Annotated in this window: 15 protein-coding genes; 6 read left to right on the forward strand and 9 right to left on the reverse strand. The window is 66.4% G+C overall.

Going from position 1 to position 23343, the window contains the following annotated elements:
- Positions 1–255 precede the first annotated feature (255 nt).
- Positions 256–852, forward strand: a complete 597-nt coding sequence (locus XH93_RS40710) for a hypothetical protein (RefSeq protein WP_371815142.1) — start codon at positions 256–258, stop codon at positions 850–852.
- A 111-nt stretch (positions 853–963) separates the two neighbouring features.
- On the opposite strand, the gene XH93_RS40715 is transcribed toward XH93_RS40710, so the two are convergent.
- The 3 genes from XH93_RS40715 to XH93_RS40725 all read right to left on the reverse strand — a co-directional run bounded on the left by XH93_RS40715 (position 964) and on the right by XH93_RS40725 (position 2988).
- Positions 964–1386 (reverse strand): CAP domain-containing protein, encoded by a 423-nt coding sequence (locus tag XH93_RS40715; RefSeq protein ID WP_194471762.1) that lies wholly within the window; start codon positions 1384–1386, stop codon positions 964–966.
- A 302-nt stretch (positions 1387–1688) separates the two neighbouring features.
- Positions 1689–1895, reverse strand: coding sequence for a hypothetical protein (locus XH93_RS40720; protein WP_194471763.1), 207 nt, complete (start codon positions 1893–1895; stop codon positions 1689–1691).
- 82 nt (positions 1896–1977) lie between these two features.
- A complete protein-coding gene (locus XH93_RS40725) occupies positions 1978–2988 on the reverse strand; it encodes a 2-dehydropantoate 2-reductase (RefSeq protein ID WP_194475530.1) in 1011 nt (336 codons plus the stop codon).
- Positions 2989–3166: 178 nt separating this feature from the next.
- Between XH93_RS40725 and XH93_RS40730 the strand changes: the two genes are divergently transcribed.
- Together XH93_RS40730 and XH93_RS40735 are read left to right on the forward strand one after the other, a co-directional pair.
- Complete coding sequence (locus tag XH93_RS40730; protein WP_139481787.1) at positions 3167–3769, forward strand: YidB family protein; 603 nt, start codon at positions 3167–3169, stop codon at positions 3767–3769.
- A 25-nt stretch (positions 3770–3794) separates the two neighbouring features.
- Entirely contained in the window at positions 3795–4073 is a 279-nt protein-coding gene (locus XH93_RS40735) for a GlsB/YeaQ/YmgE family stress response membrane protein (RefSeq protein WP_139858489.1), read from the forward strand.
- 691 nt (positions 4074–4764) lie between these two features.
- Here the strand turns inward: XH93_RS40735 and XH93_RS40740 are convergent.
- Complete coding sequence (locus tag XH93_RS40740; protein WP_194471764.1) at positions 4765–5547, reverse strand: SDR family NAD(P)-dependent oxidoreductase; 783 nt, start codon at positions 5545–5547, stop codon at positions 4765–4767.
- A 268-nt stretch (positions 5548–5815) separates the two neighbouring features.
- On the opposite strand from XH93_RS40740, the gene XH93_RS40745 reads away from it, so the two are divergent.
- The 3 genes from XH93_RS40745 to XH93_RS40755 all read left to right on the forward strand — a co-directional run bounded on the left by XH93_RS40745 (position 5816) and on the right by XH93_RS40755 (position 9071).
- Complete coding sequence (locus tag XH93_RS40745) at positions 5816–6883, forward strand: acyl-CoA dehydrogenase family protein (protein ID WP_194471765.1); 1068 nt, start codon at positions 5816–5818, stop codon at positions 6881–6883.
- A 30-nt stretch (positions 6884–6913) separates the two neighbouring features.
- The gene (locus XH93_RS40750; protein ID WP_194471766.1) at positions 6914–8074 is read left to right on the forward strand and encodes an acyl-CoA dehydrogenase family protein; all 1161 of its coding nucleotides are present in this window, start codon (positions 6914–6916) and stop codon (positions 8072–8074) included.
- A gap of 196 nt (positions 8075–8270) precedes the next feature.
- Entirely contained in the window at positions 8271–9071 is an 801-nt protein-coding gene (locus tag XH93_RS40755) for an enoyl-CoA hydratase/isomerase family protein (protein WP_194471767.1), read from the forward strand.
- Positions 9072–9409: 338 nt separating this feature from the next.
- Here XH93_RS40755 and XH93_RS40760 read toward each other — a convergent pair whose 3' ends face one another.
- The 5 genes from XH93_RS40760 to XH93_RS42855 all read right to left on the reverse strand — a co-directional run bounded on the left by XH93_RS40760 (position 9410) and on the right by XH93_RS42855 (position 23051).
- Positions 9410–11524 carry an acetate--CoA ligase family protein gene (locus XH93_RS40760; protein ID WP_194471768.1) on the reverse strand — a complete coding sequence of 705 codons (2115 nt, stop codon included), beginning with the start codon at positions 11522–11524 and terminating at the stop codon, positions 9410–9412.
- 346 nt (positions 11525–11870) lie between these two features.
- On the reverse strand, positions 11871–12626 hold the full coding sequence (locus XH93_RS40765; protein WP_194475531.1) for a hypothetical protein: 756 nt from the start codon (positions 12624–12626) through the stop codon (positions 11871–11873).
- A 15-nt stretch (positions 12627–12641) separates the two neighbouring features.
- Positions 12642–13436 (reverse strand): enoyl-CoA hydratase, encoded by a 795-nt coding sequence (locus tag XH93_RS40770; protein WP_194471769.1) that lies wholly within the window; start codon positions 13434–13436, stop codon positions 12642–12644.
- 148 nt (positions 13437–13584) lie between these two features.
- Entirely contained in the window at positions 13585–14790 is a 1206-nt protein-coding gene (locus tag XH93_RS40775; RefSeq protein ID WP_139481778.1) for an ABC transporter substrate-binding protein, read from the reverse strand.
- 143 nt (positions 14791–14933) lie between these two features.
- A complete protein-coding gene (locus XH93_RS42855; RefSeq protein WP_194471770.1) occupies positions 14934–23051 on the reverse strand; it encodes an Ig-like domain-containing protein in 8118 nt (2705 codons plus the stop codon).
- Positions 23052–23343: the final 292 nt, after the last annotated feature.

Genomic DNA, 23343 nt, shown 5'->3' on the forward strand with positions numbered 1-23343 from the left:
TTGTTCGGGAGTTCTGCACGCCAGCGCGCTTAAGACGCCTTCAAATGTGGCGGAGATGCGAAAGGCTGTGTTCCATCAGACACAGCGACGAAATTGCCGTTCCGCAGCGCACCGAAATCATCGGGTTCCGGGGGTGACAAGCGTCACCAAAATGGCGACAATCGGTTAAATCTGTGTTCCCAAGGTTTGGTTTCAATGTCCGTGATGCCGTCACGATCATCGACGTTGGCTGTTGCCGTTTGTACCGCCGGCTTGATGCTGGCGTCTGCGGAGGCGCGCGCGCAATGGTGGCGCAGCTCGCCGAAAGATTTTGAGGATTGCGCCGATCTCGCCGAGAAGGCGAAGACCAAGCAAGACAAGACCGCGCAACTCGCCGAGTGCAATTCCAAATTCGCCGGGCGCCGCAAGCCGGGCGGCGGCTACACCTATTACGACTTCATGCAGGACCGCAGCTACGACATCGCCGGTCCCAATCCGACGCCGGAAGAGCAGAAGCGGATCGACCTCGAATACACCGCCTATCTCGAGAAGCAGCGCCGCTCGAGCATCGTCGCGGCGTTCAACGCCAAACAACTGCAGGAGCAGGAGAAGGCGCCCGAGCCGCCGCCGCAACCGCAGCAACATCCGCCGCAGCTTCAGCAGGCATCGCTGCGCAGCCCGACCGAGAAGGTGCCGGTGCCGGTCGCGAGCCCGGTCAAGCAGGCGGCGCGGATCCGCGCGGCGCAATGCGCCAAGAACGCGTTCTCGTGCGAATGGCCGCGGCTGTCGCAGAGTCTCGATGATCTCAAGAAGATCTTCACGCCGCAGCCCGCACCGCCGGCGACGCCGAACCGGACCGCGAAGCGCGGCTGACTTTCAGTTCGTCATTCCGGGGCTCGCGCAGCGAGAACCCGGAATCCGCTGCAAGCGCCCTCGAGATTCCGGGTTCGTCGCTTCGCGCCGCCCCGGAATGACAATGCAGGCTCAGTCGCTGATCACCATCGCCCAGAACCTGCGGTACCGCGATTTCGCATTGTCGACGAAGGCGACGCCGACGCGCTTCGCGCCCGGCATCAGCAGGTTCTCGCGATGCCCCGCCGAATTCTCCCACTGCTTCAGCATCTCGGCAAAGGCGATGAAGCCGGCGCCGATGTTTTCCGCGGCGCGCTGCTTCTTCAGCGGCTTGATGCGGGTGAAGAAGCTGCCGCCGGCGGAATGGCTGACCGATCCGGTCGCCGACATCGCCTGCGCCTGCTTCAGCGCCACTGCATTCAGCCTGGCATCGAGCCTCACCGCAGGCATGCGGTGCGCGCGCCGATAGCTGCTGATGGCGCCAGCATAGTCGCCGGCGCCGGCGGTCGTGGCGAAGCCAACCACGAGACCGAGCGCGAGGACGGCGGATCTCATTTCAAATCGTCTGATCATTGCCTGGGGTGATGCGGTGGGTTGTCGGTGCCTTGTCCGCCATGCGACATTTGCAAGGCGCGGGATGCGAGGGGCATCTATAGAGGATTCATCCGCGAACGAACAGCAGCCGGCATCGCCGCAGGGGGCACGTGCCAAAAATGCCGAAAAACAACCCCATGCAAAGTAGCCTGCGGCGGCCGGCGTTCGGCACTTGACACGTCGGGCAACTCAACGATATTCTTCCAATATTCCGAAATCTGAAACCGCCCCTCGCGGGGAGCGGTGACCCGGCGCCGGTCCGCCTAGTGGCGTGTCCGCTTCCTGTGGTGGTGCTTCGTTGGCCGCGCGAGCGGGGCTATCTGTTCGCCCGATCGCGCCGACCTCGCGGCGCGCTGCTCCTGCAGCCGCGCGTCGTAGCCTGGTGACGGCACCACGGTCGGCGGCGCGGCGTGCGCAACGGTTGAGCTGAGTCCTGCAATCGTCACCAACATCACGACAATCGCTTTCATGCCACTCTCCTTCCGAACGCAATCCAACGCACCCTTTGTTGGAGCGTGATCGATTCGGAAAACCGCTTCGCACTTTTCCGGATCATGCTCTGCCCGCGCGGATCTGCTCCGGCGTCAGCCCGGGCGAGCCCTTGCCGTTGGCTTCGGCCTGCCGGACCAGTGCGATGACGCGGCGCGACAGCGGCGCGTCGAGGCCGCGGCGATCGGCGATCGCGGTGATGACACCTTGCAGATAGTCGATCTCGGTGCGGCGGCCGCGCTGCAGGTCCTCCCACATCGAGGAGCGCGCCTCGGGATCGATCTTCATGGTGCGGCCGAGCAGCATCTCGAAGACCGCGTCCGGCAGCCGCAGCAGCGGCGGCATCCAGCTCGACGGCAGCGGCGTCGGCGACACCGGCGCGATCCCCTCGGCGCGGACCGCGGCCAGCCCCTCCGCCATCTGGTCGGCGAACAGGCGGCGCCAATTGCGCTGCGCGAGCTGCTGGCGCAGCGGAATGTCTGAGAGCGCATTGAGCGCGTTGTTCAGGTTGACGATCAGCTTGCCCCACTGCACGCCGTCGATGTTGCGGGTCGCGCGGATGGCAAGGCCCGGGACCGAGAGGCGCGCCGCGGTGCCGGCGTCGTCGTTGGCGATCACGATGTCGCCCGAGGTCGAGCGATGAAAGCGGCCGTCGCCGAGCGCCACCACATTGAACGGCACCATGCCGCCGAGCACGCTGCGGCCGGCGAGGCGCTCGCGCAGCACCGGCACATTGCCGACGCCGTTCTGCAGGCTGACCACCACGGTATCGGGCGCGGCATGGCGAGCGATCAGCTCGGCCATCTCGCCGGTGTCGGCGCTCTTCACCGTCACCAGCACCATCTGCGCATCGGCGAAGATCGACGGATCGTCCGCCAGGATCAGCCGGTCAGCGGCTAGCTTTTGCTCGGCACCGTCGTAATTGGTGACGCGGAGCCCATTGGTGGTAATTTCTTCCACCACCCGCGGCCGCGCCAGCAGCGCAACGCGGCGTCCGGCCGCAGCCAACATACCGCCGACGAAGCATCCGATGCTGCCGGCGCCTGCAATGCCGATCGGCCGGTTCTCGTTCATCTGACCCAACATCCGTTCATCAAGGCGATAGCAGACCACAGTGTGGCTGCCTATTTCAACGCGCCGCCGGGCCAGGCGTTCGCCTTGTAACCGTCGCCTTGCAACCGTCGCCTTGTAACCGTCATGGGCCGAAGCTATGTTTCCGCGGCGGGGCACGGTTGCGGCAGGAGGAAACGACATGGGTTTGCTCGACGTACTCAACGGCATGCAGAACGGCCCCCGCGGCCCGAGCGCGCCAAGCTCACAATCCGATAGCTCCAGTGGCGGAATGTCGCCGATCACGATGGCCATCCTGGCACTGCTGGCCTGGAAGGCGGTCAAGCATTTCGGCGGCAGCGGCCAGCCGGGTGAAGCGGCCCCGACGCCGAAGCCGGCACAGGCGCCACCGCTGCCCGGCAACGTCACCGCAGGCTTGCCCGGCGGAGCCGGTGGCGGCGGGCTGTCCGATCTCCTGAAGGGCGGACTGGGCGGCCTGCTCGCAGGCGGCGCGGCCGGCACCGTGCTGAGCGGCGGGCTCAACGACCTGCTCAAGCAGCTGCAGGACAAGGGTCATGGCGATACCGCCAGTTCGTGGGTCAGCAACGGTCCCAACAAGTCGATCGAACCCGGCGATCTCGCCAACGCGCTCGGCGCCGACCAGATCAACTCGCTGGCGTCGCAGAGCGGATTGTCGCGCGATGAATTGCTGCAGGGCCTCAGCCAGTATCTGCCCGACGCGATCAATCATCTGACGCCGGACGGCCGGCTGCCGAGCGGCGACGAGCTGCACGGCAGGCTGTGACGGAATTCACCGGAGGGCGATCAACATGGGCGGCATCATCTGGATCATCATCGTCGGCTTCATCGCCGGGATCATCGCGCGATTCCTGTCGCCGGGGCCGAACAATCCGACCGGGTTCATCCTCACCACCGTGCTCGGCATCGCCGGCGCGTTCCTCGCGACCTGGGTCGGACAAGCGATCGGCCATTACGGTCCCGAGCAGGGTGCCGGCTTCATCACCGCCACGATCGGCGCGCTGGTGGTGCTGTTCATCTGGAACCGGCTGGTCGCCGCGCGGGTGATTTCGGATCCGGGTAACAAGTGACGGCGGAGCCGTCACGTCCCGTCATTGCGAGCGAAGCGAAGCAATCCATCTCACCGCCTGCGCGGACAGATGGATTGCTTCGCTAACGCTCGCAACGACGGAGGAGGCGTTGAGCGCCGCGCTTCAATCGGCTGGTCGCCGCGCCGGTGATTTCGGACCCGGACAACAAGCGACGGCGTAGGCCGTCACGTCCCGTCATTGCGAGCAAAGCGAAGCAATCCATCCCTCCACCTGCGCGGACAAATGGATTGCTTCGCTGACGCTCGCAATGACGGAGAAGGCATTGAGCGCAGCGCCTCAACCGGCTGGTCGCCGCGCGGGTGATTTCGGATCCGGGTAACAAGTGACGGCGTAGGCCGTCACGTCCCGTCATTGCGAGCGAAGCGAAGCAATCCATCTCTCCGCGCGCGCGGATGGATGGATTGCTTCGCTAACGCTCGCAATGACGGACGAGGCGTTGAGCGCCGCGCCTCAACCGGCTGGTCGCGGCGGTGACTTGCTCAGTGTCATCACCCGTGCATGCGGGTGATCCAGTATTCCAGAGACCGTAGTGCTTGAACCGAGAGGCCGCGGCGTACTGGATCGCCCGGTCGAGCCGGGCGATGACAGCAGTGGATGAGGATATAGCCTCACATTCTCTCGAGATTCCGGGTTCTCGCTTCGCGAGCCCCGGAATGACGTTCCTTTCAACTCACTGAATCAAATGCATGCCGGCGTCCATGCGGACGAATTCGCCGGTCATGTTGCTCGACGCCGGGCTCGCCAGGAAGCAGACCAGGTTGGCGATATCCTCGGCCGTCGACGCCACCTTCAGCGGCACCCGCGCCACCACGGCATCGCGCACCTGCTTGGCGCCCGCCTCGCCGCGGCCCTTGGTGAACCAGGGCGTGTCGATATAGCCCGGGCAGACGGTGTTGACGCGAATCAGCGGCGCCAGCGCGCGCGCCAGCGACTGCGTCATGGTGTTGAGCGCGCCCTTGCTCGCGGCATAGGCGACCGACGAGCCGCCGCCGGAAATGCCGGCGACCGAGGAGACGTTGACCACCGCCGACGGCCGGCCCGATGCCTTCGCGCCGGCCTCGAGTAGCGCCCTTGCGGCGCGGACCATCTGGAACGGGCCGATGGTGTTGACGGCATAGATGCGCTGAAAATCTTCCGCCGTGAGGCCATCCATATCGTGATGCGGCACATGCTTGGTGGTGCCGGCATTGTTGACGAGCACGTCGAGGCGGCCCCAGCCCTGCGCGGCGGCCGCGATCTTCTTGCAGTCCTCATCACGCGAGACGTCGCCCTGCACCACCAGCACCTCGGCGCCCTGCTTGCGGCAGGCTTCCGCGGTCGCCTCGGCGTCCGCCTTGCTGTTGGAATAGTTGACGATGATGCGCGCGCCCTCGGTGGCGAGGATCTGCGCGGTGGCGGCACCAAGCCCCGATGCCGACCCCGTCACGATCGCGCACAAACCTTCCTTCGACATCTGCGTTTCCTTGTTGTTGTGAGCCAGATGAATTGCGGTGGCATACCATATCGCGCAGCCGGATCCCTGAAAAATCTGGCCCGCGAAACTGCGAAATCCGCACTGCGGAATTAATTCATTGCATGGCTGATCGCATGCCATCCGCGCAAGTGGCCCTGCGGGCAATGCTTGTCACGGCTATGGCTTTTCCGCATCATTGAGCGCAAGACAAATAGCGCAAGCAGGGCCCGCCGCACGGCGCCTTGCGCCAATCAACATGAGGAACGCTGTGGCGGAGAGTGAGAACATCGTCGCCGAGACCGCGGACAAGATTTTCGCCGATCTCGCGGATGCCCAGACCATCAATCACGACAAGCAGGGCGCATGGAAGGCGCCGCTGTGGCAGGCGCTGACCGAAGCCGGCCTGCCGCTCTCCTGGGTGCCCGACGAACTTGGCGGTTCCGGCGCCAGCCTCGCCGATGGTTTTGCCGTTCTCAATGTCGCCGGCCGCCACGCCATCGCTGTTCCGCTGGCCGAAACCATGCTGGCCGGCTGGCTGCTGACGCAAGCGCAAATCGCCTCTCCCGCAGGCGAGATGACCGTGCTGCCGGCGAGCCCGAAGGACCGCATCACGCTGGCCGCCGACGGCTCGCTCTCCGGCCGCACCCGCGGCGTGCCGTTCGCCAAGGAGGCAAAGCATTTCGCGGTGCTGGCCGATAGCAAGGACGGCGTCTCGATCGCGCTGGTCGATGCCGCGAAGTGCTGGATCGAATCCGGCATCGGGCTCGGCGGCGATCACAGCGATACTGTCACGCTCGACAAGGTGCAGCCGGCCGCGATCAAGCCCGCGCCAAAAGGTTTTGACCAGACCACGCTAATGCTGATGGGCGGCGTGGTGCGCAGCCTGCAGATCGCAGGCTCCCTGGAATCGATGCTCGACATCTCCGTGCGCTATTCCAACGAGCGCGTCGCCTTCGAGAAGAAGATCTCGAAATTCCAGGCGGTGCAGCACAACCTCGCCCGCCTCGCCGGCGAGTCCGCCGCTGCTCTCGCCGCCGCGACCTCGGCGGCCGACACCATCGTCAACGCCAAATCGCTCGACGATGACGCGGTGTTCCTCGAGGCGGCGTCGGCAAAGATCCGCTGCTCGGAAGCGGCCGAGAAGGGCGGCGGCATCGCGCACCAGGTGCACGGCGCGATCGGCTTCACCAGCGAGCACATCCTGCACCGCTATTCGCTGCGCGCGCTGGCCTGGCGCGACGATTTCGGCTCGGAAAGCTATTGGGCCGTCGAGCTCGGCAAACTGGTGGCGAACCGCGGCGCCGACGAATTGTGGCCGCTGGTGGCTTCGCGCTGAGACCAGGCAGAAAGATCAGGACTGGACATCATGACTGCAGCCCTTCGTTTCGATCCGATCCGCCTGCCGGAAAAATGCGAGCAGCTTCGTAAAGAGGTGCGCGCCTTCCTCGCCGAGGAAATCGCCGCCGGCACCTTCGATCCCCATGCGCCGAACCGCGAGGATAATGACGCGCCGGAGTTTTCGCGTCGCGTCGGCGCCAAGGGCTGGCTCGGCATGACCTGGCCGAAAAAGTACGGCGGCCAGGAGCGCTCGTTCCTGGAGCGCTACGTGGTGACCGAGGAGATGCGGGTGGCGAATGCGCCGACCCGGCGCTTCTTCGTCGCCGACCGCCAGAGCGGGCCGGTGCTTTTGAAATACGCGCCCGAGCACATCAAGATGGACATCCTGCCGCGGATCTGCCGCGGCGAAGTCTGCTTTGCGATCGGCATGAGCGAGCCGAACTCCGGCTCCGACCTGTTCGCGGCCAAGACGCGCGCGACCAAGACCGACGGCGGCTACCTGATCAACGGCACCAAGATCTGGACCTCGTCGGCACATATCGCCGACTACATGATCGCGATCTTCCGCACCTCGCAACCGACCAAGGAAAACCGCCGCCACGGCCTGACTCAGTTTCTGGTCAAGATGAAGCAGCCGGGCATCAAGGTGAATCCGATCGGCCAGATCACCGGCCAGTTCGAGTTCAACGAGGTGGTGTTCACCGACTACTTCGTGCCCGACGATCACGTGCTCGGCGAGGTCGACGGCGCCTGGAAGCAGGCGACCAGCGAGCTCGCCTATGAGCGCAGCGGACCCGAGCGTTTCCTCGAGACTTACTACGTGCTGACCGAACTGGTGCGCGCGGTCGGCAAGAATCCGGACACCCGCTCGGCCGAAGGCATCGGCCGGCTGGTGGCGCAGGTACACACCATGCGCCGCATGTCGGTGTCGGTCGCCGGCATGCTGCAGGCCGGCAAGGAGCCGGTGGTGGAAGCCTCGATCGTGAAAGACATCGGCACGGTGTGGGAACAGCAGCTGCCGCACCGGGTGCGCGACCTCGCCGCGTTCGTCGAGGAGACCGCGACCAACCGCGAGACGCTGGAGAAGCAGCTCGATTTCGCCATCAAGACCGCGCCCAAGCTGACGATCCAGGGCGGCACCACCGAGGTGCTGCGCGGCATCATCGCCCGCGGTTTGGGCTTGCGCTGACACCCGATGGGACCGACGATCTCACCGCGATCACTCACACCTCTCCCGGAGGGAGAGGTCGGCGCGCAGCGCCGGGTGAGGGATTACGGTCCCACGAGAGAGCACAACCCCTCACCCGATTTGCTAGCGCAAATCGACCTCTCCCTTTGGGAGAGGTGAAGAGCGCCGAGAGATTGAAGCCTTACGGAGACAACAGATGACCAAATACACGGATATCGGCGTCGAGACCCACGGCCATGTCGGCCTGATCGAGATTCGCAAGCCGCCGCTGAATTTCTTCGACGTCGCGCTGATCAACCAGATCGCCGACGCGCTGGAGGAGTTCGACAACAATATCGAGATCCGCGCCTCCGTGCTCGCCGCGCAAGGCAAGGCGTTCTGCGCCGGCGCCAACTTTGGCGATCCCGCCCGCCAGGAGCAGGAGGAGCGCGCCAAGACCGATCCGGCTTCCAACCTGCCGATCAATCATCTCTACGTCCAGGCGGTGCGCATCTTCCGCAACAAGAAGCCGATCGTCGCGGCGATCCATGGCGCCGCGATCGGCGGCGGCCTCGGCCTTGCCGTCTCGGCGGATTTTCGCGTCGCCTGCCCCGAGGCGCGCTTCTCGGCAAACTTTACAAAACTCGGCTTCCATCCGGGCTTCGGCCTCACGGCGACGCTGCCCGAACTGATCGGCAAGAACAATGCCGAGCTGATGTTCTACACCAGCCGCCGCGTCACCGGCGAAGAGGCCTATCGCTGGGGCCTCGCCAACGTGCTGGTGCCGCAGGACCAGGTGCGCGCAGAGGCGATGAAGCTCGCGCAGGAGATCGCCGAATGCTCGCCGCTCGGCCTGGTCTCGACCCGCGCCACCATGCGCGCCGGCCTCGCCGACCGCGTGCTCGCCGCCACCAACCACGAGCTGGTCGAGCAGACCAAGCTGCGCGCGACGGAGGATTTCAAGGAAGGCGTCAAAGCCACCGCCGAACGCCGCGTCGCGAATTTCAAGGGGCGGTAAGCCGCAGGCGCCGGCCCCTCAACACGGTCGTCCCTGCGAAGGCCCTAGGGCATGCACACATTTCACTCATCACCCAGCCGGTCTTTGCTTAAGGCTACACGGGAGGTGGGAGGGCTCTCTCCCCCCTTGCGGGGGAGAGTTGGAGAGAGGGGTAAGCCACAAACACCGCCCGCGCGGCTTACCCCTCTCCCTAACCTCGAGAGCGAGCTCCGCTCGCCTCGGACCCCGCAAGGGGGGAGGGAACCCATCCGGTGGTGCCTTCCTGACCTGTAAGCCCTCGCACCAGATGTATGCATGCCCTAGGGCCTGCGCCGGGACGACGGTGGGGAGGGAGCGCGCTAACTCTTCGGCACCACCAGCGCGTCGACGATGGTGACGCCCTGCCCCTCCGGGTGCACCAGCACTGGGTTGACCTCGATCTCCGCGATTTCGCGCGCGTGAGCCGACGCCAACACTGATATCTCCGAGATCAGCCGCGCCAGCGCCGCGACGTCGGCTTTCGGCGCGCCGCGAAAGCCCTGCAGCAATGGCGCGGCCTTCAACGTCTGCAGCATCGTGGTCGCTTCCGCCGCGCTGACCGGCGCCGGGCGATAGACCACGTCCTTGAACAGCTCGGTGGTGATGCCGCCGAGGCCGACCATCACCATCGGTCCGAAGGTTCTGTCGGTCATCGTGCCGACGATGATCTCGACGCCCTTCTTCGCCATCGGCCCGACCAGCACGCCCTGGATCGCAGCCTGCGGCCGGTGCTGCTGCACGCTCTCCAGCATGTCGCGATAGGCGGTGAACGCCTCGCCCTTGGCCGTGATGTTGACGCGGACGCCGCCGACCTCGCTCTTGTGCGGGATGTCGCGCGACTGGATCTTCATCACCAGCGGGAAGCCGACGCGCGCGATCGCGGCGTCGAGGCCGTCGCGTTCGGTGACCAGCACCTCGTCCGGCAGCGCGATGCCGGCGGCGCGCAGCAGCGCCTTGCTGTCGGCTTCGGACAGCGTCTTCGACGTCAGATGCGCGGAGAGGTCGCGCCCACCGCCGGCCGGCGTCATCACATCGGGCGCCGGTTTGAACCTGGCATAATCCGCCAGCCGCCGCATCGCGACGCCGACATGGGTGAGCCCCGAGAGCACGACGACGCCCGACTTGGCGAGCTCCTGCCGTGCGAATTGCGACGGTAGCGTGTAGGAATAAAACACCACGGGCTTGTTCTGCGCCGCGATCACCGGCTTGAGCTCGGCCTCCTTGAACGGCATCCGCACTTCGCTCGACAGCGACAGCACCACCAGCGTGGCGTCGACTTCGTCCGATGCATCGAACAGCTCGATGCTCTTCTGCAGGCCGCCCGAGGCGACGCCTTGTGCGGTGACGTCGACCGGATTGCCGGCGGCGCCGTAGGACGGCATCCACTGCTTGATCTGCTCCTGTGCCGCGGCCGACAGCTCCGGCACGCGCAGGCCCTGCAGCGACACAGTGTCGGCGCCCCAGATGCCGGCGCCGCCGGACACCGTGAGCACGGCGACGCGGTCGCCCTTGGGCAGCGGATTGCTGGCCAGCACCGCGGCGATCGTCACCGCCTCGTCGAGATCGTTGGAAACGATGAAACCGTATTTCGCGAACACCGCGTCATAGGCCGCCGACCAGCCCGCCATGCTCGCCGTGTGCGAGGCGGCGGCACGCTCGCCGGCGCCGGAGCGGCCGACCTTGGTCACGATCACGGGCTTTCGCAGCTCGGCAGCGCGCTTCGCCGCGACGAGAAACTTGTCGATGTCGCGGATGCCTTCGATGAACAGCATGATCACGTCGGTCGAGGCATCCTGCACCATGTAGTCGAGGAACTCGCCGGCGCCGAGATCGCTCTCATTGCCGGCGCTGACGACGTAGCTGATGGCGACGCCGAGCGCCTTGGCGCGATGCTTGATGGCAAAGCCGATGCCGCCGGATTGCGCGACGATGCCGACCCGCCGCGTGGTCGCGACCAGCGGGACATGGTCCGGCTTGACGTCGACGGTCGGGCTGAAGGTCGCCGCGACCTTCTGCACCTCGCTGTAGAAGCCTTCGGCATTCGGGCCACTGATCCGCATCCCGGTGCGCTTCGCCAGCGCCACGATCGCATCCTGCATCGCCGCGCTGTCGCCGCCCTCCTCGGCAAAGCCGGACGAGATGATGACGGCGTTCCTGACGCCGGCCGCAGCGCACTGCTGCAGCGCCGGCAGCACCGCGCGGGCGGGAATCACGATGATCGCGAGATCGATCGGCGCGTCGACCTCGGCGACCTGTCTGAAGCATGGCAGGCCGTCGATCTCGGCATAGTTCGGATTGATCGGATAAAGTTTTCCGGGATAGCCGTTCTTGCGCAGCATCGCGAGCAGCCGCCCGGGAATCTTCTCGTGATCGCGCGAGGCGCCGATCAGCGCAATGCTTGCGGGTGCGAAGAAGGAATCGAGCGGATGCGGCATGGGGGATGTTCCATTGTTGTTATTGGGTACGACGATATTGGATCGCGGCCGCGCGCTCAATGTCTCGACCCGTCATCCCTGCTGAACGTTTCCCGTCATCCTGAGGTGCGAGCTCTTGCGAGCCTCGAAGGATGCACGGCCACCAGCCGGGCCGATTCATCCTTCGAGACGCGCGCAAGAGCGCGCTCCTCAGGATGACGGTGATAGAAGCGCAAGATCCGTAGCTCGGATGGAGCGCAGCGTAATCCGGGGCGGTCCATCCGCGGAAAGCGCGGCCCCGGATTTCGCGGAGCCTGTCATCGGGCGCGCGTTCGCGCGACCCGTTGGCTGCATCCGGGCTACGAACTCACGCCGTCAGGCGGAACGTGACGCCGCAGAGGAAGAATTCGTCGCCCGACACCGCGCAACCGCGCGCTTTCGCTGCATCCAGCACCTTGGCTTTGTCGACGACCCTGAACGTCAAGCCGCTCATGATCTCGGCCTCGCCCTTGACGAAGCGGAAGGTGCTGTTCGGCAGCTTCACGGTGGCGCCATCTGCTGGCACGCCAAGAATCCGGCCCCAGTGTTCCGCCAACCCCTCGGGCGCCGGGCTCTGCATCTCGACCTCGGTCAGCGCCACGGTCGTGTCCTTGCGGATCGATTTCTGCCAGTCGGGGCCGGCCGGCGGATAGGGACCGAGCACGTCGTCGCTGCCGTCGGTGTGGTTGAACTCGATGAAGGCGGCGCGGCAGTCGCGCGGGTGCAGCTGCACGCCGTGATACGGCGCGTGCGTGATCACGTTGGCGGTACGCACGCCGATCGCATTGGCTTTCGCGCCGCGCGCGTCGGGATCCTCACAGCAGAAGATCGCCATGTAGCCGCCGCGGCCGCCGGTCTTCTCGATGAAGCGGCCCGCCGCGGTGCCCGGCCCCGGCTCGAACGGCGCGACCACTTCGAGCAGAATAGTATCGACCGGCAGCAGCGCGTTCTCGAGCCCGTATTTGGCAACGTTGCCGTCGCGGTAGCAGACGTCGAGGCCCATGATCGCGGAGATGTCAGCGATCACGGGCGCGAGCTGCGGCGCCACCAGGCAGATCTGCCGCAGCCGGATGTAATCGGCCAAACGATCGGCCATGGCTCACTGCCCCTGGAAGGTCGGCTTGCGCTTCTCGACGAACGCCTTCGCCGCTTCCTTGTGGTCGGCGGTCTCGCCGGCGCGGGTGTGGTGGATCGACTCGCCGTCGAAGCAAGCTTCCAGCGTCATAGTCTCGGCATTGTTGATGTTGCGCTTGATGTAGCCGAGCGCCACCGACGGCCCCTGCGCCAGCGAGCGCGCCAGCTCCAGCGCCTCGGCTTCGATATCGGCATCAGGCACCACCTTGGAGACCATGCCGAGATTGTAGGCCTCCTGCGCCGACAGCACAGGCGACATCAGATAGAGCTCGCGCGCCTTGGCGCTGCCCAGCATCTTGGTCAGAAAATAGGTGCCGCCGTAGTCGCCGGAGAAGCCGACCTTTGCAAAGGCAGTGGTGATCTTGCAGGACGCGCTGGCGACGCGCAGGTCGCAGGACAGCGCGATCGACAAGCCCGCGCCGGCCGCGGCGCCGTCGAGCTGCGCCACCACCGGCTTCGGCATCTGGTGCAGGGTGCGCGAGACCTCCATGCCGCGGCGCAGGTTCGCCATCTTGGTCTCGAACGGCAGCGGCGCGCGGCCTTCCGCCATCGACTTGACGTCGCCGCCGACACAGAAGGTGCCGCCGGCGCCGCGGATCAGCACCGCGCGCACATCGGGATCGCTCTCGGCGCGCCGCGCCGCCTCGACGAGGCCGCGCGTCATGTCCGGATTGAGCGCGTTGCGCCGGTCGGGGCGGTTCATCGTGATGGTGAGCAGGCCCTGCTCGAGGGATTGGAGAACCATCTGGTTATCGCTCATGGCGTTTTGCCTTTCGTTGTTGTTGGTTCGCACAAAGACTGCCTCCGCACCGTCATTGCGAGCGAAGCGAAGCAATCCATCTCTCCACTCGCGGAAGCATGGATTGCTTCGTCGCTTCGCTCCTCGCAATGACGACGCGGGAACTGCGTCATTTCTTCACCAGCGGGCAGCGCGAGGCTTCCAGCGACTGGAACGCCTGGTCGCCCGGCACGGTCGCGAGCAGCTTGTAGTCGTCCCAGCGGCCTTTCGACTCCGACGGCTTCTTGACCTCGAACAGGTACATGTCGTGCACCATGCGGCCGTCCTCGCGGATCCTGCCGTTCTTGGCGAACATGTCGTTGATCGGGGTCTCCTTCATCACCTTCATGACCGCGGCAGAATCCGTGGTGCCGGCGGCCTTTACCGCCTTCAGGTAATGCGTGACGGAAGAATAGACGCCGGCCTGCGCCGAGGTCGGCACCCGCTTGACCCGTTCCATGAAGCGCTTCGAGAACGCGCGGGAGTCGTCGTTGAGATCCCAGTAGAACGCTTCCGCCAGCAGCAGGCCCTGCGCGGTCTCGAGCCCGACGCTGTCGATGTCGGTGACGAAGGCGAGCAGCGGCGACAGCTTTTGGCCGCCCTTGGTGAGGCCGAATTCGGCCGCCTGCTTGATCGCGTTGATGGTGTCGCCGCCGGCATTGGCGAGCCCGATCACCTTGGCCTTCGAAGCCTGCGCCTGCAGCAGGAACGACGAAAAATCCGAGGTGTTGATCGGGTGCCGCACATTGCCGAGCACCTTGCCGCCCGACTTCACCACCACATTGGAGGTGTCCTTTTCCAGGTCCTGGCCGAAGGCGTAGTCCGCGGTCAGGAAGAACCAGGTGTCGAGGCCGGATTTCACCGCGGCAAGGCCGGTGACGTTGGCCTGCGCGAAAGTGTCGAACACGTAGTGCACGGTGAAGGGGCCGCAGGCCTCGTTGCTGAGACGGATCGAGCCCGGGCCGTTGAACATGACGATCTTGCCGCGCGCCTTGGCGATCTCGCCGGCGGCAAGCGCGGTGGCGGAGGCCGCGACGTCGAAGATCATCTCGACGCCCTGGTTGTCGAGCATGTCGCGGGCGATGTTGGCGGCGAGATCGGCCTTGTTGAGGTGGTCGCCGACCACGACCTCGATCTTGCGGCCCAGCACCTCGCCGCCGAAATCCTCCACCGCCATCTTGGCGGCGGTTTCACTGCCGGAACCGGTGATGTCGGCGTAAAGGCTCGACATGTCGAGGATGCCGCCGAGCTTCAGCGGGGGCTTGTCCTGCGCCAGCGCCGCGTGCGCCGAGATCGCAAACATGCAGGCCAGTGCACCGGCCACAACTCGTCTCATCCAAAGCCTCCCGTGAAGCACGGACCTCATTCCTTCAGGTCCGTTTCGCGGGCCGGATCATGCCGCATGGCCCGCACCGCAGCAAGCGCAGTGACCGCCATCGGTTTTTCGTTCTGCGGAATGAGCGTTGCGGCGGCCCGGGATCAGACGTGCATATCGACCGGCGGATAAGGTGTTCCCGGCGGCAGGCCGAGATAGAGATATTCGATGCCGTACTGGCCCATGAATGCCGACGCGGCTGCGTCGAGCATGATCTGGCCGCTCTCGTTGAAATGCAGCTCCGGCCGCGTGATGCCGCCGATGGTGAAGGCCGGCGCCGTGGTCTCGTTGATGTGCAGCGCGTCGAACGCCGCCGAGACAGTGGAGAGATCGGCGGCATTGCCGGCGATGTCGTTGACCACGGCGCCGTTGGCGGCAAAGCCGGTGACGGAAAGCGCGGAGACGTGATTGGTCGCCGACACGACGTGATCGAACACGAGTTTCGAGGAATCGCTGAGCAGCGCCGTCGCCGCCGCGTCGTAGATCGCGCTGCCGCCGTCGTTCAGCGTCAGCGTCGGCGTGCCGCCGCTGACATTGACCGCCTCGTCGAAGCCGAGCGTCAACTGCACCGTCGATCCGGTCTTCGCGAAGCCGCCGGAAGGCGTGGCGGTGATCCCGGAAAGATGCGGCGCCGTGGTGTCGAGCGTGAAGGTCAGGCTCGAGACCGCGCTGACATTGCCGGCAGGATCGACCTCCTGGACCGACACCGTGTGCACACCGTCGGCGAGGCCCGTCGGCACATCGTTCGAGAAGCTCGCTGCGCCGTCGACCCGGTATTGCAGACTGTCGGCCGCATCGGACTTGACGTAGTCGATCAGCGGATTGCTGGTGACGTGGTCGGTGCCGGAGATGCCGCTGTCGTGGTGCAGCGCCAGCGTCGGCGCCGCCGGCGCCTTGGTATCGCCGTCGAAGCTGACCGTGTTGCTGGCCGCATTGCTGTTGCCGGCGGCGTCGGTAAACGACGACCCCTTCACCTGCACCGACGCCGACAGCGCATCGGACACATCGGGCGTGAATGTCGCGGTGTAGATGTCCTCGCCTGCCCCGTTGAGGCCGACATGGGCCAGCTGGCCGAGCGCGCCGCCATGCACGGTGACGTCACGAAGCGCGAAAGCGGGATTGCGGTCGGAGAAGGTGAAGGTCAGCTGCGCGGTCTGACCCGCCAGCAGCGAGGTGTGATCCGCCGTCACCAGCACCGCCGGCGCCCGCGTGTCGCCGCCGATGTGAGCGGTGTTGCTGGCGCTACCTGCATTGCCGGCGGCGTCGGTGTAGCTGGCCGCATCGACCTGTACCGAGCCGGCTTCGCTGTTGCTGGCATCAGGCGTGAACACGGCGCTGTAGACGTCCTGCGCGCCGCTGAGGCCGACATGGGTCAGGCCACTGAGCGTTCCGCCGTGAACGGTGATGTCGTCGCGGGTAAAGCCGCTGACCGCCTCCGAGAAGGTGAAGGTCACGAGCGAGGTCTGGCCGGCGAGCAGCGTGCTCGGCGTTGCAACCACCGAGGCGATCGGCGCCAGCGTGTCGCCGCTGAAATTGACCGTGTTGCTGGCGGCGCCGGAATTGCCGGCGACGTCGGTATAGCCTGATGGATCGACCTGCACCGAGCCGACTTCGTTGTTGCTGGCGTCAGGGGTGAAGGTCGCGGTGTAGATGTCCTCGCCCGACAGGCTGAAGCCGACATGGACGAGATGATCGAGTTGGCCGCCGGTGACGCTGAGATCGCCGAGCGTGAAGCCTGAGATCACCTCGGAGAAGGTGAAGGTCAGCAGCGCCGTATCGTCCGCCATCAGTGCGGTGTGATCCGCCGCGACGGACACCGTCGGCGCCAGCGTGTCGCCGCCGATGGTGACGGTGTTGCTGGCGCTGCCGGCATTGCCGGCACTGTCGCCATAGCTCGCCGCGTTGACCCGCACCGAGCCCGCCACCACGTCGTTGATGTCGGGCGTGAAGGTCGCGGTGTAGACGTCCCGACCTGCGCCGTTGACGCCGACATGAACGAGATTATCCAGCACGCCGCCGCTGACGGTGGTGTCACTCAGCGCAAAGCCGGTGACGGCTTCGGAGAAGGTGAAGGTCACCACCGAGCTCTGGCCGGCCAGCACCGTGCCCGGGCCGGCGGCGACCGCGACCGTCGGCGCCCGCGTATCGCCGGTGAAGCCGACGGCATTGCTCGCTGTGCCGCTGTTGCCGGCGGCGTCGGTATAGCTGGACGCGATGACCTGCACCGAGCCCGTCTCGGCGTTGTCGGCGTCCGGCGTGAAGATCGCGGTGTAGACGTCCTCACCCGCGCCGTTGATGCCGACATGAATGAGATGATCGAGCGCGCCGCCATGCACGGTAACATCATCAAGCGCAAAATCCGCGACCGCCTCGGAGAAGGTGAAGGTCACCAGTGCGGTATCGCCGGCCGTCAGCACGGTGTGATCGGCGGTCACCGACACGGTCGGCGCCAGCGTGTCGCCGTCAACCGTCGCGACGTTGCTCACCGTCCCGGCATTGCCGGCCGCATCGGCATAGCTCGCCGCGTCGACCTGCACCGAGCCAGTCTCGGCATTGGCCACATCGGGGATGAAGGTGGCGGTGTAGATGTCCTCGCCCGCGCCATTCAGGCCGGCATGGACGAGATTATTCAGCGTGCCGCCGTGAACGGTGGTGCCGCCGAGGCCGAAGCCGGCGACCGCCTCCGAGAAGGTGAAGGTCACGGTCGCGTTCTGCCCGGCCAGCACCGTGTCCGGGTTCATCGTCACCAGGACGCTTGGTGCCAGCGTGTCGCCGGTGAAGGTGACGCTGTTGCTGGGCGCGCCGCTGTTGCCGGCAACGTCGGCATAAGCCGATGCGCCGACTTGCACCGAGCCTGCCGAAGCGTTGCTCGCGTCGGGCGTGAAGGTCGCAGTGTAGACATCCTGACCCGCGCCGTTGATGCCGACGTGGGACAAATTGCCGAGGATGCCGCCCTGGACGGCGACATCGCCAAGCACGAAGCTCGCGACCGCTTCGGAGAAGGTGAAAGTCACGGTGGCGGTCTGGCCAGCCAGCAGCGCGGTGCGATCCGCCGTCACGGCCAGCGTCGGCGCCAGCGTGTCGCCGGAGAAGCTGATGCTGTTGCTGGCGGCGCCGGCATTGCCGGCGTTGTCGGCATAGCTCGACGCGTTGACCTTCACCGAGCCCATTTCGGCGTTGGCAGCGTCGGGCGTGAAGACCGCGGTGTAGATGTCGTTGCCGTCGGCGTTGACGCCGACATGGACGAGATTGCTCAGCCCGCCGCCGCTCACCGTGGCATCGCTCAGGGCAAAGCCGGTGACTGCTTCGGAGAAGGTGAATGTCACCACCGCGGCGTCGCCGGCATGCAGCGTGGCGTGATCGGCCGTCACCACGACCGTCGGCGCCAGCGTATCGCCGGTAAAGCTGACGGTGTTGCTGGCCGCGCCCGTATTGCCCGCGCTGTCGGCATAGCTCGACGCGTTGACCTGCACCGAACCGGCCTCGGTGTTGGTGACGTCGGGCGTGAAGGTCGCGGTGTAGACGTCCTGGCCAAGGCCGTTGACGCCGACATGGACGAGGTTGCTCAGCCCGCCGCCGCTGACCGTGGTATCGGTGAGGGCAAAGCCGGTGACCGCCTCCGAGAAGGTGAAGGTGACGGTCGCGGCCTGTCCGACCAGCAGCGAGGTCTGGCTCGCGGTCACGGACACCGTCGGCGCCACGCCGTCGATCACCAGATGCAGGTCGGCGGCCGCATGGTCCAGCGTCGCGTCCTGCCCGGCCGGATCCCGGATCGTGCCGCCATTGAGCGAAAGACTCTGCACCTTGAGATCGGGTGTCTGGTCTCCAGCCTGCACCGTGTAGCTGAACACCAGTGCCTGCGAGCCGCTGCCGCCGACATAGGTCGCGGCCCGGCCGTCGTTGAGCACCAGTTCCGGCGCGCCGGTGACGTTCACCGCGGTGCTGAAATTGACCGTAATGGTGACGACCTTGCCGGTGTTGAGCAGCGTGAGGTGGCCGGCGGTGTCGGCCGTGACCGAGGTGATGTTGATCTCGGACCTGAGCTCGAGATGCGGCGTGGCCGCCCCGTCGGAAGCAAGCACGAGCGAGGCCGCCGAGCCGCCCGATCCAAAGCTCAGGTTCAGCGAGGCGAGCGTGGTGCCGCCGCTGCTCTTCACCAGCAGCACGCCGTTGAAATAGGACAGCGTCGCGGTGGCGCTGTAGGCGATGTTGGTGAAGTCGATAGTGTCGCCGCCGGCGAATCCGGTGATCGAGGTCGTGAACGAGCTGCCCGAGAACGCCGCGGCATCGATCACGAGCTTCTCGGCGCTGCCGTCGGTAAAGGCAATCGCCCCGGTTCCGGCGGCGCCATTCGCTGCCAGTTCGAGGATCGAGCCCTTGACGACGGTGCCGCCCGAATAGGTGTTGTGCGCCGCCAGCACCAGCCGGCCACCGCCGGTGACCTCGACGTCGCCGGCACTCGCGCCGTCGGAGATGACGCCGCTCTGGGTCACCACCTCGCCGGCCGCGACGTTGAAGATCGGGTCGCCGGCGACGGTGATGTTGTGCGTCTGCGTAAAGCCGCCGGTGAACGAGATACCGGTGCCGTCGCCGAGCTTCAGGATGCTGCTGACGGCGCCGAGATTGACGTTGGCGGAGATCGAGACGAACGTCCCGGTGCCGCTGACAGTGGTGTTGCCGGTGTAGCTGTTGTTGCCGCCGAGCACGACAGTGCCGCCGCCGCTGGTCGCAACGCCGCCGGTGCCGGCATTGGCCGCGGTGCCGCCGCTGCCGGTCTGGTCCGCGATGTCGCTCGCGATCGTCAGCGTCTCGCCGCCGTCGGGCGCGAAGCTGAGCGTGTTGTTGCCCTGGATGAAGATGCCGGAGCCGTAGGCCGAGCCGCTGGCCTGGCCGATGCCGTTGGTGCCGCCCTTGACGGCGTTGAAGCCTGCGTCGTTCGAGAGCGAGCCGCTCTTGACGGTCAGCGAGCCGCCTTGCTGAACGAAGACCGCACCACCGGCGCCAAGGCCGCCACCGCCGCCCGACGTGCCATTACCGCCACCGAAGCCGCCGACACCGGCGATGCCACCGCCGCCGCCGAAGCCGCCATCACCGTTGTAGCCGCCGCCCCCGCCGAAGCCGCCATCCGCGCCGTCGCCGCCGCCACCGCCGAAGCCGCCCTTGCCGCCATCAGCCCCGTTGGCGCCGCCGATACCGCCGCCCGGCGCGTACGCCGCGCGGACGCCGCTGGCAACCCACCCGGTTGCGCCACCGCCACCGCCATTGGCGCCGCCTGATCCGCCGTACCAGTAAAGCTCTTGCCCGCCACCGATCGTGATCAGGTAACCGGGGCTCCCTTTGCCGCCCCCCGCGGTGTTGGGGACGATGCCGGGCGCACCGCTTCTAAAGAGATCCGAGTCCGCGCCTTGAGCGTCAAGGCCGATGCCGCCACCGCCGGTGCTTCCGCCGCGTCCGCCCATCCCGCCGCCGCCGCCGAAGCCGTAGCCGGAGTTGATATTGCCAGTGCCGCCGGCACCACCGTTGCCGCCGATCGCGGCGCTGTTGTGGAAGGTGACGTTGTCGATGGTGGCGCTGCCGTTCGACGCGACGAACAGCGCGCCGCCGAACCCGGCGCCACCGCCACCCCCGCCGCGGACGACGCCGCCACCGGCCGCCACCGTGTTCTGGATGGTCAGGTTCTCGAGATTGACATTGCCCGCATAGACGAAGAAGCCGCGCTGCGCGTTGAGGCCGTCGATCGTATAGCTGCCGCCGTGACCGTCGCTGCCATTGATCGTGACGCTCGACCCGCTCAACAGATTGAGCGCGTAGAGCTCCGACGTCAGGCTGAAGTTGGCAGTGATGTTGATCGTGTAGTTGGCATTCGGCGCGGCGTTCTGACCGCCGGAATCCATCTGCAGGATGGCGGCATTGAGCTGGGCGACGTTGGCGACATTGAACACGCGGGTCGAGACCACCTGCACGATGGTTCCGCCGTTTGCATCCTGCGAAAGCTGGAAGCTGGTCCCGGCGCCGACCCCGGCAAGGGTCAGCGTATCGGTCGTGGTGCCGTTGGAGACCGACAGCGTGTTGCCGGACAGGCTGACCGTGTTGAGCGATGGAGTCTGGGTGTTGTACTGCAGCCCGGTAAGGTCGATGGACTGGCCGGGGTTGAAGTTCGCAATCGTGTTGGTGAACGCATTGCCGCTCAGCGCGGCGTTGTCGATCTTCAGCGTGCCGGCGATGCCCGAGGTGAACGAGATGGTGCCGGTGCCGGCGGCGCCGGCCGCGGTGACCCACACCGTGCCCGACGAAATCGTGGTGTTGCCGTAGCTGTTGGCGGCATGGCCAAGCGCCAGCGTACCGCCGCCGTCGATGCCGAGATTGCCGCCGCCGGTGACGAGAGCAGTGTCGGTGACGGTCGCGCCGTTTACGATCGACAGGACCGAATTGCCGCTGACCGAAAGCACATCGTCGAACGTGCCGCCCGATGTCAGCGACAGATGCGCGCTGCTGAGGCCGAACGTCCCGGTCAGCCCGGCGAGCTGCCCCAACCCGAGTTGCAGCGTGCCGGCACCCGACAGCGTGAAGGTGCCGGAGCCGCTGATCGAGCTGGTGGCCGCGATCGTGCCGGACGATACGTTGAAGGTGCCGCCGCCATTGGTGAGCTGAATGGCGTGTGTGAAGCCATAGCCGCCGGTCGTGGTCAGCGTGCCGCCGCCGTTGAGGATCAACGCGCCGGCCGAGCCGCCGATATTGTTGTCGGCCGTGATCGAGACGGTATTGCCGCCGTCGATCTGGGTGCCGCCGACATAGCTGCTCGCACCGGTCAGCGTCAGCGTGCCGCCGCCGGAGACGGCCAGCTTTCCCGTCGTGCCGCTGCCGCTGATGCCGCGCTCGTCGGCGATTTTGTCGCCGATCGTGAGTGTCGTGACCGTCTGCAGCCCTTCAAAGAGGGTGGAAACGGTGTGTGTCGGCGTGACGACTATCGTGCCCTGAATGAAGATGTCGCCATAGCCCGAGCCGTTGCCGGCGCCGTTGGCGCCGGTGCCGCCGGTCTCGGTGGCACCCATCAGGCTGCCGCCGATCACGGTGAGCTTGCCGCCCTGCTGGACGAAGATGTTGCCGCCGGCGCCTAACCCGCCGCCACCGCCGCCGGCGAGCGAGCCGCTGCCGGCGCCAAAGCCACCGGTGCCGGGCGTGCCGTTCGAACCGCCGCCGCCACCGCCGAAGCCGCCATTGCCGCCGGTATGCGCGTATCCGCTGCCGGTGCCGGAGCCGCCGCCACCGCCGGCGAACCCGCCATTGCCGCCGCCATAAATGCCGCCGCCACCACCGCCGCCAACGCCGCCGGCACCACCGAAGCCGATCAGCGTGCCCGACGGGCCGCCGCCGACCGAGTTGCCACCGCCGATGCCACCACCGCCGCCGCCGACACCACCGGCGCCGCCGCCGCCATTCGCACCGCCAGCAGCGTGCGCGCCGAATCCGGTGCCGCCGTAATTGTCGGCGCTCTGTCCGCCGCCTGGGCCGACGACGGTTGCCGGCGTGCCACCCGAGGTCTGCGCGCCGGTGGACGGATGCTGCGAGTCGGAGCCGGCCTCGCTGTAGCCGTTGCCACCATTGCCATGGTCGCCGAAATAGTCGTGACCGCCGAAGCCGCCACCACCACCGCCGCCGCCATTACCGCTGCCGCCGTCGGCGCCGATGCCGCCGCCGCCACCGCCGCCGCCGGCCGGATCGACCACGCCGCCATTGCCGCCGATGGCGCTGTTGCTGCCGAAATTGACGTTGTTCAGCGTGACGTCAGCGTTCTGCCCGACGAACAGGCCGCCACCGAGCCCCGCACCGCCGCCACCGCCACCAACGCCGCCATTGCCGCCGCTGGCAACGGCGTTGATGATGGTGAGGTTCTTGAACGTCACCTTGCCCGATGTGACGACGAAGCCCTGATAGCCGCGGGCATCGATGACGTCGCTGTAGTCCTGGCCGCCGAGCTGATTGTTGTAGTCGGAGTTGCCGTCGAAGGTGAGCGTCGAGCCGCTCATCAGATTGATGGCCGGCAGATCGTCCAGCAGCTGCAACGTGCGCGCGCTGCCGGAGGTCGAGAAGTTGATGACGTAGTCGGTGTTCGCGGCCGCCATGCCGCCACCGACGCTGATCGCCTCGATCGCGATGTAGAGTTGGAGATAATCGTGGAGCGGGTCGCTGGTCGTCAGCGTCAGGACAACGGGATTCGCCACGAACATTCCTCGGCAATATGCGAGAGGCAACGAAAGTCCGTCGCCTTTACGAAAAATTAGGAGCTAGTTACGCTGCGCGTCTAAACGCTTGCAAGGACAACGAATTCTCAATCCGCGCACGGATTTCAGAATGGTGAATGCGCGGAAGAACGCAGCCGCTCAGGCGACCGCTGCGCGCGCCGATCGTGCGCGCGATGAGAAAGTTCACGACGGTGCGCGTAGCCCGGATGCAGCGAAGCGTAATCCGGGGAGATCCATCCGCGGATGCAGCGGCCCTGGATTTCGCTTCGCT

Origin of the sequence: Bradyrhizobium sp. CCBAU 51753, assembly GCF_015291565.1 — a bacterium.
Lineage (GTDB): Bacteria > Pseudomonadota > Alphaproteobacteria > Rhizobiales > Xanthobacteraceae > Bradyrhizobium > Bradyrhizobium ivorense.

Bases quoted from the DNA above. Each gene is read 5' to 3' on its own strand.
- XH93_RS40710 (WP_371815142.1), top strand. From the start codon at position 256: ATGCTGGCGTCTGCGGAGGCGCGCGCGCAATGGTGGCGCAGCTCGCCG.
- XH93_RS40715 (WP_194471762.1), bottom strand. From the start codon at position 1,386: ATGAGATCCGCCGTCCTCGCGCTCGGTCTCGTGGTTGGCTTCGCCACG.
- XH93_RS40720 (WP_194471763.1), bottom strand. From the start codon at position 1,895: ATGAAAGCGATTGTCGTGATGTTGGTGACGATTGCAGGACTCAGCTCA.
- XH93_RS40725 (WP_194475530.1), bottom strand. From the start codon at position 2,988: ATGAACGAGAACCGGCCGATCGGCATTGCAGGCGCCGGCAGCATCGGA.
- XH93_RS40730 (WP_139481787.1), top strand. From the start codon at position 3,167: ATGGGTTTGCTCGACGTACTCAACGGCATGCAGAACGGCCCCCGCGGC.
- XH93_RS40735 (WP_139858489.1), top strand. From the start codon at position 3,795: ATGGGCGGCATCATCTGGATCATCATCGTCGGCTTCATCGCCGGGATC.
- XH93_RS40740 (WP_194471764.1), bottom strand. From the start codon at position 5,547: ATGTCGAAGGAAGGTTTGTGCGCGATCGTGACGGGGTCGGCATCGGGG.
- XH93_RS40750 (WP_194471766.1), top strand. From the start codon at position 6,914: ATGACTGCAGCCCTTCGTTTCGATCCGATCCGCCTGCCGGAAAAATGC.
- XH93_RS40755 (WP_194471767.1), top strand. From the start codon at position 8,271: ATGACCAAATACACGGATATCGGCGTCGAGACCCACGGCCATGTCGGC.
- XH93_RS40760 (WP_194471768.1), bottom strand. From the start codon at position 11,524: ATGCCGCATCCGCTCGATTCCTTCTTCGCACCCGCAAGCATTGCGCTG.
- XH93_RS40770 (WP_194471769.1), bottom strand. From the start codon at position 13,436: ATGAGCGATAACCAGATGGTTCTCCAATCCCTCGAGCAGGGCCTGCTC.
- XH93_RS40775 (WP_139481778.1), bottom strand. From the start codon at position 14,790: ATGAGACGAGTTGTGGCCGGTGCACTGGCCTGCATGTTTGCGATCTCG.